This is a genomic window from Flavobacterium sinopsychrotolerans (assembly GCF_900110375.1).
GTDB lineage: Bacteria > Bacteroidota > Bacteroidia > Flavobacteriales > Flavobacteriaceae > Flavobacterium > Flavobacterium sinopsychrotolerans.
This window is the reverse complement of the sequence record NZ_FODN01000004.1, coordinates 24,079-42,370: the sequence shown is the minus strand read 5'-3', so window position 1 is coordinate 42,370 and position 18,292 is coordinate 24,079. Positions and strand designations below refer to the sequence as shown.

The 18,292-nt window shown below is 34.7% G+C and carries 16 protein-coding genes; 11 read left to right on the top strand and 5 right to left on the bottom strand.

What is annotated here, in order from left to right; translation table 11 throughout:
- The first annotated feature begins 192 nt into the window (after positions 1 to 192).
- On the top strand, positions 193 to 693 hold the full coding sequence (locus BMX64_RS08695) for a glutathione peroxidase (protein ID WP_396180373.1): 501 nt from the start codon (positions 193 to 195) through the stop codon (positions 691 to 693).
- Between the two features lie 183 nt (positions 694 to 876).
- Here the strand turns inward: BMX64_RS08695 and BMX64_RS08690 are convergent, their stop codons facing one another.
- Together BMX64_RS08690 and BMX64_RS08685 are read right to left on the bottom strand one after the other, a co-directional pair.
- Positions 877 to 1,827, bottom strand: coding sequence for a tRNA dihydrouridine synthase (locus BMX64_RS08690; RefSeq protein ID WP_091170347.1), 951 nt, complete (start codon positions 1,825 to 1,827; stop codon positions 877 to 879).
- Between the two features lie 107 nt (positions 1,828 to 1,934).
- Entirely contained in the window at positions 1,935 to 2,432 is a 498-nt protein-coding gene (locus tag BMX64_RS08685) for a GNAT family N-acetyltransferase (protein ID WP_091170345.1), read from the bottom strand.
- Between the two features lie 94 nt (positions 2,433 to 2,526).
- On the opposite strand from BMX64_RS08685, the gene menD reads away from it, so the two are divergent.
- Positions 2,527 to 4,188, top strand: coding sequence for a 2-succinyl-5-enolpyruvyl-6-hydroxy-3-cyclohexene-1-carboxylic-acid synthase (menD, locus tag BMX64_RS08680; protein WP_091170342.1), 1,662 nt, complete (start codon positions 2,527 to 2,529; stop codon positions 4,186 to 4,188).
- An 88-nt stretch (positions 4,189 to 4,276) separates the two neighbouring features.
- On the top strand, positions 4,277 to 4,618 hold the full coding sequence (locus tag BMX64_RS08675; RefSeq protein ID WP_091170339.1) for a DUF2853 family protein: 342 nt from the start codon (positions 4,277 to 4,279) through the stop codon (positions 4,616 to 4,618).
- 78 nt (positions 4,619 to 4,696) lie between these two features.
- Here BMX64_RS08675 and BMX64_RS08670 read toward each other — a convergent pair whose 3' ends face one another.
- The gene (locus BMX64_RS08670; protein ID WP_091170335.1) at positions 4,697 to 6,049 is read right to left on the bottom strand and encodes a M28 family metallopeptidase; all 1,353 of its coding nucleotides are present in this window, start codon (positions 6,047 to 6,049) and stop codon (positions 4,697 to 4,699) included.
- Positions 6,050 to 6,372: 323 nt separating this feature from the next.
- On the opposite strand from BMX64_RS08670, the gene BMX64_RS08660 reads away from it, so the two are divergent.
- From BMX64_RS08660 to BMX64_RS08625, 8 genes are all read left to right on the top strand, one after another.
- Positions 6,373 to 7,227, top strand: coding sequence for a CvfB family protein (locus tag BMX64_RS08660; RefSeq protein ID WP_091170327.1), 855 nt, complete (start codon positions 6,373 to 6,375; stop codon positions 7,225 to 7,227).
- Positions 7,228 to 7,956: 729 nt separating this feature from the next.
- Positions 7,957 to 8,787: a 1,4-dihydroxy-2-naphthoyl-CoA synthase gene (locus BMX64_RS08655; RefSeq protein ID WP_091170323.1), complete on the top strand. Its 831-nt coding sequence runs from the start codon at positions 7,957 to 7,959 to the stop codon at positions 8,785 to 8,787.
- Between the two features lie 84 nt (positions 8,788 to 8,871).
- A complete protein-coding gene (locus tag BMX64_RS08650; protein ID WP_091170321.1) occupies positions 8,872 to 9,393 on the top strand; it encodes a PH domain-containing protein in 522 nt (173 codons plus the stop codon).
- A complete protein-coding gene (locus BMX64_RS08645; RefSeq protein WP_091170318.1) occupies positions 9,393 to 10,907 on the top strand; it encodes a PH domain-containing protein in 1,515 nt (504 codons plus the stop codon). The genes BMX64_RS08650 and BMX64_RS08645 overlap by 1 nt, the downstream gene beginning before the upstream one ends.
- A gap of 83 nt (positions 10,908 to 10,990) precedes the next feature.
- Entirely contained in the window at positions 10,991 to 11,953 is a 963-nt protein-coding gene (menA, locus tag BMX64_RS08640; RefSeq protein ID WP_091170314.1) for a 1,4-dihydroxy-2-naphthoate octaprenyltransferase, read from the top strand.
- Positions 11,954 to 11,997: 44 nt separating this feature from the next.
- Complete coding sequence (locus BMX64_RS08635) at positions 11,998 to 12,675, top strand: metal-dependent hydrolase (protein ID WP_091170311.1); 678 nt, start codon at positions 11,998 to 12,000, stop codon at positions 12,673 to 12,675.
- Positions 12,676 to 12,843: 168 nt separating this feature from the next.
- Positions 12,844 to 14,049 (top strand): tetratricopeptide repeat protein, encoded by a 1,206-nt coding sequence (locus tag BMX64_RS08630; protein WP_091170308.1) that lies wholly within the window; start codon positions 12,844 to 12,846, stop codon positions 14,047 to 14,049.
- 63 nt (positions 14,050 to 14,112) lie between these two features.
- The gene (locus BMX64_RS08625; protein WP_091170304.1) at positions 14,113 to 15,159 is read left to right on the top strand and encodes an o-succinylbenzoate synthase; all 1,047 of its coding nucleotides are present in this window, start codon (positions 14,113 to 14,115) and stop codon (positions 15,157 to 15,159) included.
- Between the two features lies 1 nt (position 15,160).
- On the opposite strand, the gene BMX64_RS08620 is transcribed toward BMX64_RS08625, so the two are convergent.
- Both BMX64_RS08620 and BMX64_RS08615 read right to left on the bottom strand, forming a co-directional pair.
- Positions 15,161 to 16,249 (bottom strand): AI-2E family transporter, encoded by a 1,089-nt coding sequence (locus tag BMX64_RS08620; RefSeq protein WP_091170300.1) that lies wholly within the window; start codon positions 16,247 to 16,249, stop codon positions 15,161 to 15,163.
- 185 nt (positions 16,250 to 16,434) lie between these two features.
- Positions 16,435 to 18,177: an APC family permease gene (locus BMX64_RS08615; RefSeq protein ID WP_091170297.1), complete on the bottom strand. Its 1,743-nt coding sequence runs from the start codon at positions 18,175 to 18,177 to the stop codon at positions 16,435 to 16,437.
- Between the last annotated feature and the right edge of the window lie 115 nt (positions 18,178 to 18,292).

The following is an 18,292-nucleotide window of genomic DNA, read 5'->3' as shown; positions in this document are numbered from 1 at the left end:
TGGCATTTTCATAGTGTCAGGTTTTCTTTTTTATTTAACTACTGTTTAAATAAAAAATGCTTTGATAAAACAAATTTTTATCTAATTTTATAAAAAATTTCAATTATGAAAAATCTTGTATACATAGCGACTTGCGCTTTGATGTTATTTAGTTGTCAAAACCAGGCACAACCACAAAAATCTGAAAATAAAATGAGTACACCGTTAGTTGCTAAAGAAACGATTTATCAGTTCAAAGTAGAAGATTTATCAGGAAACAGTTTTGATTTTGCTTCTTTGAAAGGTAAAAAAATCATGATCGTAAATACCGCTTCAAAATGTGGATTGACACCACAATACAAAGATCTTGAAGCAGTTTATAAAGAATACAAAGACAAAGGATTAGTAATTGTAGGTTTTCCGGCAAATAACTTTGCTTCACAAGAGCCAGGAACTAATGAAGAGATTGCAACTTTTTGCCAAATGAATTACGGAGTTACTTTCCCAATGATGGATAAAGTTTCCGTAAAAGGAGATGACATGGCGGCTATTTACCAGTTTTTGACTCAGAAATCTAAAAATGGATTACAAGATTCAACTGTAGAATGGAATTTTCAGAAATACCTAATCAACGAAAAAGGGGAGTTAGAAAAAGTAATTGCTCCAAGAACCTTAGTAACTGACCCGGAAGTATTAAATTGGATCAAAGCATAATCAGCTAGCTAACTTTATAAAGTAAAATATTTTAAAAGAGATTTTCAGTCAAATGAAAATCTCTTTTTTTTGTGGTTTAAGTAAGTGTCGAATATTCTCTAAACTTTGAACCATTAAGAAATTAAGTTATATTAAGAATCAGCGCTTAATTTTTCTTAATTTCTTAATGGTTTATTTTTTCCGCTAGAATTTTTCGTTTTTGAAAATTTCAGCTACAGCAGCTTCGTAATTCCGAATACTTTGCGCTTTTTTTATTTTTTTCAAAATCTTATGCGGATTCGAAAAAGTAGCTGAAAAATATTCCCATAAATGGTACATCTTCAATAAAATATGGGTTGAACCAGAAAGAGATTCGCTATAAATATCATACAAAGTATCATGAAAAGCACTGAATAATTCAATTTTGTTGGCAGGATATTCTGAAGTATTATTTTTTATCATACTGGGTAAAAATGGATCCGAAATTAATCCTCGGCCAATCATCCAATGGTCAATAGTTGGAAAGCGTTGCTGCATTTCATGAAATTTAGCAACGGAGGTTATATCACCATTGTAATACAATTTATGTTTGGTATTATCAACACAATGCTGGAAGGCATCTAAGTTTACACCACCTTTATACAGTTGCTTTCCAATACGCGCATGAATCGCAATATTCTTAATAGGATAGGTGTCTAAAATAGGTAAAACATCCAGAATTTCTTCGCTGTTTTCATACCCCAAACGCATTTTCATAGACACAATAATGTCAGATTCAGTATGGGCTCTGTGAAGGATATTGTTGATTTTTTCGGGATTACTGATTAGACCGGAACCCATACCAGACTTGGTCACCATAGGATAAGGACAGCCTAAATTCCAGTTTAACTCTTTATACCCCAATTCTCGAACATATTTGGCCACAAATAAAAATTCATCGGCATCGTTTGTTATCACTTGTGGAATTACCTCTAAATCAAGATTATTCTCTGGAAGCAGGTCGCGTTCGTAAGACGGTTTGATAACCATTTTTCCGTTTAAGCGAATGTAAGGCGAGTAAAAAGTGTCAATTCCTCCAAAAATTTTGTTTTGGGCATTTCTAAAACGAAAGTCAGTAAATCCCTGTAAAGGCGATGAAAGTAAGGTATAGTCCATGAAATTTTTAGTTGTGCAAATATACTATAAAGTCTCAAGTCTTAAAGGCATAAAGTTTTTAAAGTCAAACATAGTAGAAAACGAACCAAATTCTAGTACAGATTCAATTATTCTAAAATCAGTTGCATGAAAACGGAACTCAACCAACGATCAAATTTATAGCCTGATTCTTTAATAACGCCAACGGTTTCAAAACCATATTTTTTATGAAAAGCGATACTTCCTTTGTTTTCGGAGTCAATAACGCCAATCATAGTGTGGTATTTTTGTTTTTTTGCCAATTGGATAAGTTCAGCCAATAATAATTTTCCAACTCCTTTTCCTAAAAATTCTTCTGCAACATAAACCGAATGTTCCACTGTAAAACGGTAGCCTATTTTATGACGAAAAGTGCCATACGTAGCGTATCCAATCGTTCCATTTTCAGTTTCAGCAACAATCACAGGCAAGTCATGAGCCATTTTGTCTTCAAACCACAATTTATGGGTTTCAAAATCTCGTGGCTCATAATCATAAATCGAAGTACTGTTCAGTATTTGGTGATTGATGATTTCCAATATTGTATCTAAATCGGTAAAAACAGCCGGTCTTATTTTGATTTCCATATAGAATTTATTTTCGTTCAAATTTAAGAAAACTATTTAAGATTAGAGAAAAACCTTTACATCTTTGTATCTTTGTTTCTTTGAAACTAAAACAATGATTTACCCCAAAATACCTTTAGCACAAAGCATTATTGAAATTTGTTTGGCCAAAGGAATCACCACTATAATTATTTCTCCGGGTTCTCGAAATGCCCCGCTTACAATTGGTTTTGTAAACAATCCCGCTTTTCAATGTTACAGCATTGCTGACGAGCGTTCGGCTGCATTTTTTGCATTGGGAATCGCACAACAAACCAAACAACCAGTGGCTTTAGTGTGTACTTCCGGTTCTGCTTTATTGAACTATTATCCGGCTTTTGCAGAAGCATTTTACAGCCAGATTCCTATGATTGTGATTTCGGCAGACAGACCGCAAAGTAAAATTGATATTGGCGACGGACAAACGATTAGACAAGAAAATGTTTTCGAAAATCATTCGCTTTACAATGCTAATCTGCATGAGGATGTTTCAATCGAAAATGATTTAAAAATAAATGAAGCCATCAATATGGCTATCACTCAAAAAGGTCCTGTTCACATCAATGCGCCTTTTGAAGAACCTTTATACGAAACTGTTTCGGAGCTTTCGGTCGAAGTGAATACAGTCGCTTCCGCAAATGCTACTCAGACGATTTCCATTGAAGTTGTTACAGAATATGCAAAGATTTGGAACAATTCCACCAAAAAAATGATTCTGGTTGGCTTGAATGATCCGAATGCAATCAATGAAAAAATAATTGAGGCTTTCGCCAAAGATGAGTCGGTTGTAGTGTTGACCGAAACAACTTCTAACGTGCATCACGATACTTTTATCAATAATATAGACACGATAATTACGCCATTTACGAATGAAGATTTTGAAAATTTTCGTCCGGAAATTTTAGTCACTTTTGGCGGAATGGTCGTTTCAAAACGAATCAAGGCTTTTTTAAGAAAATACAAACCAAAACACCATTGGCATATTGATTCTTGGAGAGCGTATGATACTTTTGGCGCTTTGACTAAACATTTTGAAGTAAATCCAAATGTGTTTTTCGACACTTTCTTGCCACTTACAAAATCAATAGAAAGTAATTATTTCGAGCAATTAGATGCTGTAAAAGCGTTGCGAAAGCTAAAAAGTGATATTTATTTAAACAAAATTCCTTTTTCGGATTTTAAAGTTTTTGAAAAAGTGATGCAGTGTTTGCCAACCAATAGTCAATTGCAAATCAGCAATAGTTCAGCGATTCGATATGCACAATTAATAGACGTACATCCTTCCATTGAAGTGTATTGCAATCGTGGTACGAGCGGAATCGACGGAAGTACTTCTACGGCTATTGGTGCGGCTGTAGCCAATGATAAACAAACTGTTTTTATAACAGGAGATATTGGATTTTTATATGACAGCAATGCGTTGTGGAACAATTATATCCCAAAGAACTTCAAGATTATTCTAATCAATAATGGTGGTGGTGGAATTTTTAGAATTTTACCAGGTCATGAAGAAAGTCCCGTTTTTAATACATTCTTTGAAACTTCCCATTGTTTAACGGCGGAACATTTGGCTAAAATGTATGGTTTTGAATATAGTATTGCCAGCGATGAAGCTAGTTTATCAAGAAGTTTGACCGCTTTATATGCTCAAAATGAAAAACCAAGTATTTTGGAAATTTTCACACCCACTTTGGAAAATGACAGCATTTTACTGCAATATTTTAAAGAATTGGTCTAAATATTTTCAGGTGTCCGTTAAAAGGCACGATTAAATGTTTAAATTTGAGTGTATAAAAATCTATTAATCAAATATTAAACTTTTATTTATGAGTGCAAGAGACGAATTAATTGTAAAGTATGCTGCCGATTTGAAAGACAAATGTGGTGTAAATCCAGATATGGATTTGTTGACAAAAGTAACTATTGGTTGTGGTCCATCAATTTATAATGATGATTCTGCAACGGTTGCCGGAACCCAACAAGCCGAATTAGATACGGTAAAAAACAATTTTCTAATCAAGAAATTAGGACTTAGTGACGGACCGGAATTAGATGCTGCAATAGATGCAGTCATGGAAAAATACGGTCGTTCTAACAGGAATAAATACAGAGTGGTAATTTATTATTTACTGGCTGTTCACTTCAAAAAAGAAAGTGTTTACAATTAATACTTAATTTGTAAATGATACCCATAAAAAAAAGCGTTTGCCGAGGCAAACGCTTTTTTGTTTAGTATTGAACGCTTTTTAACGAATTGGTATTGGGAAAATCGGTAAACTGGAATGTCCTAATGCATCTACAGCTTGAACAGCGAAGAAAAAATTGTCTTTAGAATATGGGATTTCAGCTTTTGTGTCTTTAACAAAAATTGTTTTTTCCCAATGCTGTGATGACGTCTCTCTGATAAGAATGTTATATCCATAAACCGACTTTCCATCAGGAGCGGTCCAAACTAAAGTAGAGAAATTAGTCAAATCCTTTACTTCAATTCCTACGTTTGTAGGTGCTTTAGGTGACCAAGCCAAATTGCTGAACGTAGCCAAGTTAGAACATGTTACTTTCTTCATGTATTCAAAGTCCATAAACTCAGCCAAATCACCGTATTGGATGTTATTTTCTTTTCGAACGCTTTGATGTTGGTGATCGTAGTTTTCGTTCATTTCACAAAAACGAATCGCTGTAAATCCATTTTGACTAAAAGGAGTGTGATCGCCACCACGCAAGAAACGGTCGTTGCGATACACTAAATTAATATCCAATTGCTCTACATATTGATTGGTAACCGTTTTGACATATCGGGCTAATTGTCTGGATGGACTGTCATTATCACGATTGGTCGATTTACGCATTTTTGATTCTGCTTCCGTTTCTAAGAATGGAATTGTTTCACTGAAAACGCGAACTTTAGTATTGTCTCGTAATAAAGTACCGCTGGATAAACTGTTTCCAATCATATCATTATTAATCATCGCAATAACGTTCCATTTTCCATCTTTGGCAACATCGGCTAAATGTTTGGCTCCGTACAATCCTTGTTCTTCACCAACAACTGCCACAAAAATCAGCGTAAAAGGGAATTCTCTTTGGCTCATTATTCGGGCAAGTTCCATCATCGCTGCAACTCCAGAAGCATCGTCGTTTGCACCTGGTGCATCAGATTTGGCATCCATAACATCTGAAGCACGGGAATCTAAATGGCCGCTTATGATTAATACACGATTGTCTGTAGGATCAGTTCCTTTTAAGGTTGCCATTACATTACCCAATTGGCTGTCAGTTGCAATACGTCTTCCATCGGCTTTGATGGTAAAAAAATCAATCACAGAAGTCAGTCTTCCATTTGATGCCAAAGCATATTTATCAAATTCTGATTTTACCCAGCGTTGTGCCGCTCCAATACCGCGGGTGTTGCTTTTGGTGTCACTTAATGTATGTCGGGTTCCAAAAGACACGAGTTTACGAACTGTAGCTTCCATGTTTTCCGATTTTACTTCGGCAACCATTTTTTTTATTTCGGGATCATCGACTGTGGTTTGTGCGTAATTGGTATGAGAAACAAATAGTAGTAGGAACAAACAGAGAATTGAGGTTGGTTTCATTAATAGGTTTTTTTAGTTTTCTCAAAGTTAGTAAAAAAGAAAAAGAAAGTATAAACGAAATTGAGTTTTAGGAATTGTTTACTCTTGTACTATTCGAAATTTTGAAAAACAAAACTTCCTAATCTAGCCCCGATGGTAGCAAGTATCCCACGCTTTTGGGCGTGGATACTGCGGACAGCGGGACAACTCGTTATGAAAAAGCGGAAAATTCTGCTCCTAAAAAAGAAAATAGCCATCGGATTTGGGCTTTGTTTTTTTGTGGACGGTTTCTTAATTTACTATTTTCAAACTTCGTACCTTTGCGCTTTAGAAATTGAAAGAAAATGATTGAAATAGGAAAATACAATACGCTTACCATATTACGCGATACCAAAGTGGGTTTGTTTCTGGGCAATCCAGAACAAGATCCCGAAGGAATCCATGACATTCTGTTGCCTAACAAATACGTGCCAAACGAATTTGAAATAGGTGAGGAGTTGATTGTTTTTGTGTATCTAGACCACGAAGAAAGACCCGTTGCCACGACATTAGAACCATATATTTTATTGAATGAATTTGCACTTTTGCGTGTGAATTATACCAATCAGATTGGTGCTTTTATGGATTGGGGAATGGAAAAAGATATTTTGGTTCCGTTCAAAGAGCAGGCACGTCCTATGGAAAAAGGTAAACGCTACTTGGTGTATCTTTATATGGACGAGAAAACCAATCGCTTGGTGGCTTCCAGTAAATTGAATCAGTTTTTAAAAAATGATCACTTAACGGTCGAAAAAGGGGAAGAAGTAGATTTAATTGTTTCTCATATCACTGAATTAGGAATTAACGTTATCATCAACGAAAAGTACAAAGGTTTGATGTACAAAGATGAAGTTTATGATGATGCGATTCGCACGGGAGACCGCATGCGAGGGTATATCAAGACGATTCGTCCGGATAATAAGATTGATGTGGCATTGCAAGTTCAAGGATATCAAAGTATAGAGCCAAATGCAGAAAAAATTCTGGATGAGTTAAGAGCCAGCAGAGGTTTCTTGCGTTTGACTGATAATTCACATCCGGAGGACATTAAAACGGTTTTGAAAATGAGCAAGAAAACCTTCAAGAAAGCGATAGGAGCTTTATACCGAGAGAAATTAATCGAAATCAAGGAAGACGGAATTTACTTGGTTAAGGAATAAAAAAAAAGAAAGACTAATCGTAACGGTTAGTCTTTCTCTTTTTAATGCTGTTTTAGAATATTAAATTCTGGCAACATTAAAATAAATTTGAAGTTCAAAGTAGCTTTATCCGCTTCTAAGCGCAATAGTATGCTCGATACTATTTTAAAAATATTAATTTAAGCGTAAGTACTTTAAAGGATAGTTTTGTCTTTAAATGTACAATCACTTGCTTAGGAGTTAAGAAATAATTTCACAATAAGGCCGTTGGTTTTCTATATATTGGAAGATAATTTTCTAAACAATTGTTTATTAATGTCTCACTTTTGCAAGGACAAGAAAATAGTTCTTTAATTAACCGTAGGTGTTACTTTTTATTTTTTACTGCTGGGGCAAATGCTAGTATCATTAGCTCGTTTATCGGGGCTTTGAAAATATTTTTATAAGTTATTACCGTAGAAAAAGGAGCGACAACATTTTTAATTGCATTCAATACATTCTTTTTTTAGGTTAATAAATCAGTGAAGAATCAATAATTAATCAAGATAAAGAATTTGTATTCATCTGATTAGCTTGTTCTAAAATTAAAAATAATTTGAATTGGCAACTGTTAAATTGCTATTTTTTTATAGTTTTTTAACATTTTAAAGCCTTTAATCAGAGAAGGATTACCATAAGGTTATGCAAATAGAATAGATAAAATGTAAAAAATGATTTATTTTTACACTAAAATAATTTAAATCAATTGTAATGGATTGGATCACTGCTAAAGAATACGAAGATATCACTTATAAGAAATGCAATGGCGTTGCCAGAATTGCGTTTAACAGACCAGATGTGCGCAATGCGTTCCGTCCGAAAACAACTGCTGAATTGTATAATGCCTTTTACGATGCACAGGAAGATACGTCAATAGGAGTAGTTTTACTTTCTGCCGAAGGGCCTTCGTCTAAAGATGGCGTGTATTCTTTTTGCAGCGGCGGCGATCAAAACGCACGCGGGCATCAAGGTTATGTAGGTGATGATGGACAACATCGTTTGAACATTTTAGAAGTGCAGCGTTTAATCCGATTCATGCCAAAAGTAGTTATCGCTGTAGTTCCAGGTTGGGCTGTAGGTGGAGGACACAGTTTGCATGTGGTGTGCGATTTGACTTTGGCGAGTAAAGAACACGCTATTTTCAAACAAACGGACGCCGATGTAACCAGTTTTGACGGTGGATACGGTTCGGCTTATTTGGCTAAAATGGTTGGACAGAAAAAAGCACGCGAGATTTTCTTCTTGGGACGCAATTATTCGGCTCAGGATGCAATGGATATGGGAATGGTAAATGCTGTGATTCCTCATGCTGAATTAGAAGATACAGCTTACGAATGGGCGCAGGAAATTTTGCAAAAATCTCCAATGGCGATTAAAATGCTGAAATTTGCGATGAATCTTACGGATGATGGAATGGTAGGACAACAGGTTTTTGCTGGTGAAGCTACAAGACTTGCATATATGACTGAAGAAGCTAAAGAAGGAAGAAACGCATTCCTGGAGAAAAGAAAACCGAATTTTGAGAAAAAATGGTTGCCGTAAAAAAGTTTGATGTTTAAAGTTTAAAGTTGTTTTGAAAAGGAACTTTAAACTTTAAAACCTTAAGCTTTAAACTAAATTTTATAAATGGAAAATTTCACAAACGAAACGATTGATACGCGCCAACTTCCAAAATTTGAGGAAGTCACTTTTACGAATTTGCATCCTAACTACATTTGGGTGGTATTGATTAATTTGGCGTTATTTATTGGAATACTTATTCTTGTTCCAATATTTGTTTCCATGTTTAAACCCGAACTATTTTCCGGAAGAGTCTGGTTGATCATAGGTGTCGTTATTCCTATATTCTCAGTTTTGTTGGTAGCATTTTCTATTATTGGATTTAAGAAAAAAGGATTTGCTTTCCGAGAACACGATGTGCTTTTCAGGTACGGAATTATTGCTACAAATACAATCGTAATTCCTTATAATAGAGTACAGCACGTGGCTTTGCATGAAGGGTTAATTTCACGTTATTTTGGTCTGACCAAAATTGAAATTTTTACTGCTGGTGGAAGTTCTAGTGATATTGAAATCCCTGGAATCGAAAAAGAGCAAGCCGAAAATATCAAACAATTGTTGATGGGTAAAATACAAAAGCAATTGTAATGGGAGCCGATTTTAGTCAGCCACAGAGGCAATCTTCAATAGGTATTTTGGTAATGTTTTTTTACACGCTTCAGCAATATGCCAGAGCTTTGTGGCCTATGATTGTGCTTTGGATTTTTAAGTTCGACGAGGTTAATAAATTGTATTTTTTCCTTGGGATGATTGCCGTATTTGCAAGTATTGGGGTTGTTTCTTATTTGAAATACCTGAATTTTACTTTCTTTTTGGATTCCGAAAACGACGAATTTATCATTACAGAAGGCGTTTTTAATAAAACCAAAACCTCGATTCAACTGTGTAAAATCCAACAAGTAAATATCAATCAGTCTTTTATTCAAAAGTTAATTGGGGTTTATGAATTGGATGTGGATACAGCCGGAAGCAATAAAAAAGAAGGCGCTATCAAAGCGATTTCACATGAATTGGCTTTGGATTTGAAATTCCATTTATTAGAAAATGAAGAGCTAAAGACTACAATTGGAACAGAAACAACTACCTTGGAGCAAACCGAACAAAAACTATTTGAAGCGGCTCATCCTTTCATCAAAATAAGCTTTTTGAGTTTGCTAAAAGTTGGGATAACGTCAAATTACGAAAGAAGTATCGCTTTGCTAGTAATTTTCTTCAGTACGATTTACGAGAATTTACAGAATTTTGGAGACGACAGTACTATTTATAAAGAAAAAATGGGGACTTATATTGACGAAAGCTTTGTCTTTCAAACTATATTAGGATCAATACTATTTTTGTTTGGGATCGTTTTGGTGATCAATATCATTCGAATCATTTTTAAATATTATGATTACAAAATAACCCGACAAAAAGGGTCTTTGTTGTTGTCTTTTGGGTTGTTAAACACAAAAAGCACTATTATCAAGCCTGAAAAAGTTCAGATTACGACCGTTAAAAGGAATTATTTCCAAAAGAAAATGGGGATTCTGGAGCTGAAAATTAGACAAGCGACCAGCGGAGAAAAAGAAGAACGAAAATCAATAATTGAAATTCCGGGATGTAGTGAAGCAGAGAGAGATTCGATATTGAGATTATTGTTTCATAAAATTCCTGAAAAAGGGTTGATGTTGCAACCTAATTTTCGTAAACTTATTTTTTCTGTTTTTATTTCAATAGGATTACCTTTGTTTGGATTTTTAGGGATTGGATATTGGCTTGAGCCTATAATTTTTGAATATAGTTATGTTGTGCCGGTGTATTTAGTTGTTATTGGATTAATCCAGTATTTTAAATTTAAAAATAACCGATTATTCATTCACGAGAATTTTATAATAAAGCAAAGTGGCGCTTGGGACATCAGCAATGATATTATTGAGCCCAGTAAAATACAAGCAATTACAACTTCGCAGCTTTTCTGGCATAAAAAGTTGAATATTGGTTCCATAACATTGCATACTGCAGGAGGAAATATTGCTTTTCAGTTAGCGAATTATTCAATAGTAAAACAACAAGTCAACCGTTGGTTGTACGAAATAGAAACTTCCGATAGCAATTGGATTTAACAAAATGGTTTAAAGTGTAAGGTTTAAAGTTGTCTGTGCAACAAATCTTAAGTTTTAAACTGCAAATTTTTAAATAAAAAAATATGAAACATTGGATTGAAGCCGCACGATTACGAACCTTACCATTATCGGTTTCTGGAATAATAGTGGGTAGTATGTATGCTTTGGCGCACCCAACAGATAGTATATTAACGCCAACCGAGGTCTTTAATTGGCGATTGTTTGGATTTGCTATATTGACAACATTAGGATTGCAGATACTGTCCAATTTTGCTAATGATTACGGTGACGGCATGAAAGGAACGGATAATGAGGATCGTGTAGGGCCAAAACGCGCGATACAAAGCGGTGTGATTACTCCACAAGCCATGAAACGAGCCATTATAATGACATCAGCCTTGACGTTGCTTTCAGCGATGTTATTGATTTATTATGCGTTTAGAGATACAAATTTATGGTATTCCTTTTTCTATTTAGTATTGGGAATTCTTTCCATTGTATCTGCAATTCGTTACACGGTTGGAAATACGGCGTACGGCTACCGTGGATTTGGCGATGTATTTGTGTTTGTATTTTTCGGATTGGTGAGTACTTTAGGAGTGAATTTTTTATACTCGAAACAATTGGATGCGTTGTTGGTTTTGCCGGCGGTTGCTATTGGATTATTGAGCGTGGGTGTTTTGAATTTGAACAATATGCGTGATGAAGAATCCGATAGGAAGTCAAATAAAAATACAATTGTCGTAAAAATTGGCGGATCCAAAGCTAAAATATATCATTACATTTTGATTGTTACGGCGATGGTTTTGGTGTTGATTTTTGCGATTATTGACGATTTTCACTTTGATCAATACTTGTTTTTATTGGCTTACATTCCTTTAATTAAGCATTTAAATACGGTCTATAAAAATCAAAACGCTAAGGAATTAGATCCTGAATTAAAAAAACTTGCATTGAGTACTTTTGCACTTTCGGTTTTATTGTCGTTAGGTATGATTTACTTTTTTTCGGATATCATTGTAAATACTTTTTTAGGCGGCAGATAAATTAATAATCAAGTAGGGAATTATTCCATTTTAAATCAATAAATATGAAAATAACATTTTACGGTCATGCGTCATTAGGTATAGAAGTTGGAGGAAAACACATTATTGTAGATCCTTATATTTCGGCTAATCCAAATGCAGCGCATATTGACATTGACACTTTAAAAGCCGATTATATTTTGCTTACGCACGCTCACGGGGACCATATTCTCGATGTCGAGGCAATTGCCAAAAGAACCAATGCGGTAATTGTTTCTAATGCAGAAATTGCAGGTTATTATGGAGCAAAAGGCTTTCAATCACATCCCATGAATCATGGCGGAAGTTGGAATTTCGATTTTGGAAAACTGAAATATGTAAATGCGATTCATTCCAGTTCTTTTCCTGACGGCAGTTATGGGGGGAATCCGGGCGGTTTTGTCATTGAAGGCGAACATAAAAATATCTACATTGCTGGTGATACGGCGCTGACAATGGATATGAAACTCATTCCGATGCGAACTAAACTTGATTTAGCAATTTTGCCGATAGGCGATAATTTCACTATGGATGTCGAAGATGCCATTATTGCTTCTGATTTCTTGGATTGCGATAAAATTCTGGGCTACCATTACGATACTTTCGGTTATATCGAAATTGACCATGAGGAATCCATTCGTAAATTCTTCAACAAAGGAAAAGATTTGATGTTGCTGGAAATAGGAAGTTCCATCGAATTGTAATTAGTCATTGTGAGTTTTTCGAAGCAATCTCCAGCTATTTGTTGCAATCTTTTAATCAGCCGAAAAAGGCTGATAAAAAGGATTTTCACTGCAAACGAAGTTCAATGAACCCCTATGTAAATAAAAATTAAGTGAAGTAATCTGGGCTAAAAAACGTTAATCAAGAAAATGAATATTCAAAAAATAGCTTTAATAATAGTAGCATTTATTTCCTTTCAATCTGTTTTCTCTCAAAAAGACGGCTATTGGGATAAAACCCGTGGTACAACCGAAGAAATTTCTGTTTCCGCAAGAGACAGAATCATCATAAAAACTCAAGATTTTCCTGAAGGTACCACCGAAGTCGTTTATAGAATAACACTTTTGGACAAAAACCAGCAAATGGCGGGCAGTTTAGTTTCTGTTTTGAAAGCTATACCAGACCCAACGGGGATTAGTCAAGGTTCAGCAGGAGCAGTTTTTATATTGTCAAAAATCTCAGGAGATGACAAATGCAAGTATGCAGTTTTTTCTAGCGCTGAATTAGCTACAAAATATAAAGAAAACGGAAAAACTGATGACGCTTGTCTGGTTCAGGATACGCCAGTAAGCAAAGATGCTAAACGACTTTCATCTGAGAAATCTGCTTGTATGCAATCGAATTCTGGAAATTTATGGTTTGGTTTTGAAAGTAAAAACTGGATCATGAACCAAAAAATTATTCTGGAAGTTGTGCCGTGGGTCGATAATACACTCAGTCGTGGCTGGACACTTGAAAACAGAAAAGCAATCATCGATCAATGTAAAACATCCAATTTGGCTCAAAAAATGACCAATTCAGATGATTTTTGCGTTTGTATTCTCGATAAAATTCAATCCAAGTATAAGTTTAAGGAATTCCAGAAATTATTGGCTGTAGAGCGTTCTAAAGCGTTTAAAGATTTTGGTAACAGTTGTTTTGGTGAAAGCAGTCTTTCTAAAAGTGTTTATGACGATTTGCGCAAGCAAGCCGCTGCATTAGCAAAACAAGGAAAGCAAGGCGAAGCCATTTTGAAATTTACAACGATAATCAATTATGGAAAAGCAACTGCTTTGGATTACAATGCAATAGGAAATAGTTATCTTTTGACGAAGCAATACGGTAAAGCGATTAAATTCCTAAAAGAAGGCGAGAAGCTTGATAATACGGAGTTATTGATACAAATGAATTTGGCGCACGCTTATTTATTAAATGATAATTATTCGTCAGCAAAAGCTATTTATAAAGAGTATCAATCTCAAAACGTCACGGATAGTTTGAGTTGGACTCAAAAAATAAAACAAGATTTTGCTGCTTTCAAAAAGGCAGGAATAACTTCCAGTGATTTTGAAAGAATTTTGAAGTTAGTGGATTAAGTTTTGATACAATTAATTAGATACAAGTTTGCCAAATTAAAATAACTCATAACTCATAATTTCTTGAAAGCAACCTACCACAAATACATTCTGGATTTCAAACGACCATCGGGGACTTCCCGTGGCGTTATGACCGAAAAAGAAACTTGGTTTATCGTCTTGGAACAAGATGGTAAAAAGGGAATCGGAGAATGTGGAATCCTTCGCGGATTGAGTATTGATGATCGATCAGATTATGAAGAAAAATTGAAATGGACTTGCGACAATATTAACTTGGGAAAAGACAAGCTTTGGGAAGCTTTATTAGAGTTTCCTTCGATACAATTTGGAGTCGAAATGGCGTTTCAATCTTTAGTGAGTGAAACTCCTTTTTTGTTATTCCCTTCGGACTTTACAAATGGTGTAAAATCGATACTGATAAATGGTTTAGTTTGGATGGGCGAGGAGTCGTTTATGAAAGAGCAAATTGAGGAAAAACTGGCACAAGGTTTTCGATGCATAAAACTCAAAATAGGAGCGATAGATTTCGATAAAGAATTGCAATTATTGCGATTTATTAGGGAACATTTTACTCCGGAACAAGTCGAAATTCGGGTGGATGCGAACGGGGCTTTTGATGAAGATAAAGCTTTAGATAAATTAATTCAACTATCTGAATTTAAGTTGCATAGTATTGAGCAACCGATACAAAAAAACCGTACTGACAGGATGGCAGAGTTATGTAAAACTACTCCTTTTCCTATTGCTTTGGATGAAGAGCTAATCGGAGTGTTTGCATTAGAAGAAAAAGAGAAATTATTAGAGAAAATCAGACCGCAATACATCATCTTGAAGCCTAGTTTTGTAGGTGGTTTTCGAGGCACACAAGAATGGATTTCATTGGCTGAAAAGCATAAAATAGGGTGGTGGATTACCTCTGCTTTGGAGAGTAATATTGGACTGAATGCCATTGCGCAATGGACCTTTTTACAACAGAATTTAATGCCTCAGGGATTAGGAACCGGAGCGCTTTATACCAATAATTTTGACTGTCCGCTGGAAGTTTCAAAAGGACAATTATGGTATAAAAAAGAGCTGGATTGGACATTTGATTTTGCGCTTTTGAAATAGATTATTTCGTAGTTTTCTTTTGTTCACCGTCTCCCAATAAAACGGATAACATCTTTAAGCTTGGTGTGCGGTCCGCAATCAACTTTATGATGCTTATGAACGGAATGAACAGAATCATTCCTGCAGCGCCCCAAATAATACCTCCTACGATTACTACAATAATGATAACCAATGTATTTATTTTCAAGCGGCTTCCTACAGCAAAAGGAAATATAATATAAGCTTCAAGTGCTTGAACAATAGAAAAAACGGCAATAACAGCTAATGGATACCAAATAGAATTGTACGTTATCCAGGAAACGGCAATGGGCAATAGCGACGATATCATAATGCCCACATACGGAATGAAAGTGAGGATTGAGGCTATAAAACCAAATAGAAAGGGATTTGGCACTCCAATTATCCAAAGTCCAATGCTGTTTAATAATCCAACTATTAAATAAACTACCAACATTCCTTTGATGAAATTGTAATATTCATGAATGGTTTCAACAAGGATTTCATGAATGGTGTTTTTTCTTTCGGGAGGGAAAAGTTCATACAAAGCATTTGATAACATTTGGCGGTGGAAAAGTATTAATGCAGAGAAAACAGGAATCATGATTAGAAAAAATGCTGATTCAGAGAGAGAATAAGCGGTATTCCGAACTATTGAAAAAGCTTGAGAACCAGAATTATTGAGCGTATTATTGATAAATTCCGTTTGTTTTTCTAAACTAATATCAAATCGCTCTGAAATAAAAAGACTCAATTGATGTATCGTTTCGGTTAGTTTGGTTCTTAAAGATTGCCATTCTTGCAAGAATTCTGAGAACTGTGCGAATAATAGATAGAGTACAGCTCCCACCAAAAGTGTGACTCCCAAAATAGAAATAACAATTGCAATTCCTTTATTAATGCCTTTTGTTTCCATCCATTTACAAATAGGATACAAGATAAAACCAATGAGTAACGAAAAACTTAACGGAATAAATAGTGTTTTGCCAAAGTACAGAATTAAAGAAGCCAAGACTATAAACTGGAGTATTTCTAAAACAGAAAATCTCCTGTTGGATTGAAATGGAACTGGCGTTTTAGAAGATTGTAACATACAAATTTGGATTATAATCGTTATTTCAAATTTCTATTTTGGAATTGCAGGCTAGTATTTCATTTTTTGAAAATAAAAACGATTTTTTCTGGTATAACAAATATAGCGGATTAAAATTAATTTTCTATTTGTTTGAATTCTAGATATTTAAAGTTCAAGGTGTTTTCATTGCGTGAGTGCAAAAATTACATAATTAATCTAACACCGCCTAATTCAGAGACTCTGTAAGAGAAACGATTACCTGGCGAACCAATAAACATGAAATTTTTAGGAATATTCCATTTTTTTGATAATTCGTCAATGATTTCCGGACCAAAAGTACCTTCTAATTCAATGAATTCAATGTCAATTTCAGGATAAGCGCGGTCAAGAACTTTAAGGTCAATTATGAGTGAATCATTATTTTCGCCTTCCCGTTTTACATTGACAATTTTTAATTTCTTAGTCGTTTCATTATTTTCTACATATTGCATTACTTTATTTAAAATTGCAACATCATCTCCTTTTGTAAAAAAAACAAATTCCTGAGAATGGATTTTTTTATTCATTTTCATCAAATAACGATTACTGAATATAACGAATCGGCGTAGAGGTTTGTAAAAATATTCTAAGGCATCAATTGATAGCTGGATTAGAAAAGACCTGTTTAACATGATACCAATAAATAGCAATGAAGGAATCAGATATTTGATAAAAGTATAAAAGGAATCAACATTCAATTGGACATTACCTACAAAAGCAGTGATTACTAATGATACGGCAATAACTACCGAAATTCCACGAGCTCTTTCAGGTCTGGGCAGTTTTTTTCGTTTAAATTTCAATAATAAATTTCCAATACCAAATAATCCCATTACTGCCAGAAAAGAGAACGTGTAAACGCCGGCAAGTGCAACAAGATTTCCACCAGTAACAAATAATACGGAAATGCATAATATTAGAAAGCTGATAATTATTCTATAATTTGAACCTCTCTTATTTTGTTTCAAAAAGTAATTGGGTAGGATTCTGTCTAAAGTCATACGATTTAGTAACCCAGAAACGCCAACAAATGAGGTTAATACAGCTCCACATAGGACCAAAACGGCGTCGATGGAAATAAGATAAGCAAGCCACGATCCGCCGGTTGTTTGACCTAAAAAGGCAAGCAGGGATTCTTTATGTTCACCAACTTCTGCCAGCGGGATTATGCATATCAATAATAAAGCTAGTAAAGGATTGAAAAAACTCACTATTGCCCACATATTACGAAGTGTTTTTGGAAACACCCCATGTTCTTGTTCTTCCACAAAATTAGCAGAACTTTCAAAACCCGAAATTCCTAACATTGCAGCTGAAAATCCTAAGAAAAGTGCCCTAACAATCCCGCCTGAGGTAACTGGAAGACTCCAATTGATATGAAAAGTTTGTAAACCATGATTAAAAAGAAACCAGCCTGATGCAAATACCAATAGGCTAAGGGTGATTAAATGAATTAGAAAAATAAAGACAGCAACAAAAGCAGATTCTCCAATTCCTAAAATAGCCAAACCGGTAAAAGCGACTAAAACAATTACTGTAGTTATTGTGATGTCAATTTCTGGTACTATTCCGTGGAGATAATGCATACCTTCAGATGAAGAGATTACTGCGGTAGCCATATACGATAACACTGTTAATGTTGCTGCAAGTGATGCCATCCTTTTGGACGAAGTGTTTAACAATACGTTATAAGCACCACCATTAAGTGGAATTGCACCAACTACTTCACCATATATTTTTCTGAATAAAAAAAGGACAACCGCAACAAAAAGTAACGAAATCCAAGCATATTGGCCCGCATACATAATCGTAAGTGCCGATACGTAAAGACAGGATGAACTTATGTCATTTCCGCAAATAGCAGTTGCTTGTAATTCATTTAGTTTTTTATGTATTATTGTTTTCATTGTAGATTTTGCTTAACTTATTTATTAACCATCTAATATGTTAGTCGTTAATTGAGGATCTGTCATCTAAAAATTAATAATAGAAATTTTAAATTAATTTTAGTGTAAATTAATT

Coding starts and splice junctions, on each gene's coding strand:
- BMX64_RS08695 (WP_396180373.1), top strand. CDS start 193: ATGAGTACACCGTTAGTTGCTAAAGAAACGATTTATCAGTTCAAAGTA.
- BMX64_RS08690 (WP_091170347.1), bottom strand. CDS start 1,827: ATGGACTATACCTTACTTTCATCGCCTTTACAGGGATTTACTGACTTT.
- BMX64_RS08685 (WP_091170345.1), bottom strand. CDS start 2,432: ATGGAAATCAAAATAAGACCGGCTGTTTTTACCGATTTAGATACAATA.
- menD (WP_091170342.1), top strand. CDS start 2,527: ATGATTTACCCCAAAATACCTTTAGCACAAAGCATTATTGAAATTTGT.
- BMX64_RS08675 (WP_091170339.1), top strand. CDS start 4,277: ATGAGTGCAAGAGACGAATTAATTGTAAAGTATGCTGCCGATTTGAAA.
- BMX64_RS08670 (WP_091170335.1), bottom strand. CDS start 6,049: ATGAAACCAACCTCAATTCTCTGTTTGTTCCTACTACTATTTGTTTCT.
- BMX64_RS08660 (WP_091170327.1), top strand. CDS start 6,373: ATGATTGAAATAGGAAAATACAATACGCTTACCATATTACGCGATACC.
- BMX64_RS08655 (WP_091170323.1), top strand. CDS start 7,957: ATGGATTGGATCACTGCTAAAGAATACGAAGATATCACTTATAAGAAA.
- BMX64_RS08650 (WP_091170321.1), top strand. CDS start 8,872: ATGGAAAATTTCACAAACGAAACGATTGATACGCGCCAACTTCCAAAA.
- BMX64_RS08645 (WP_091170318.1), top strand. CDS start 9,393: ATGGGAGCCGATTTTAGTCAGCCACAGAGGCAATCTTCAATAGGTATT.
- menA (WP_091170314.1), top strand. CDS start 10,991: ATGAAACATTGGATTGAAGCCGCACGATTACGAACCTTACCATTATCG.
- BMX64_RS08635 (WP_091170311.1), top strand. CDS start 11,998: ATGAAAATAACATTTTACGGTCATGCGTCATTAGGTATAGAAGTTGGA.
- BMX64_RS08630 (WP_091170308.1), top strand. CDS start 12,844: ATGAATATTCAAAAAATAGCTTTAATAATAGTAGCATTTATTTCCTTT.
- BMX64_RS08620 (WP_091170300.1), bottom strand. CDS start 16,249: ATGTTACAATCTTCTAAAACGCCAGTTCCATTTCAATCCAACAGGAGA.
- BMX64_RS08615 (WP_091170297.1), bottom strand. CDS start 18,177: ATGAAAACAATAATACATAAAAAACTAAATGAATTACAAGCAACTGCT.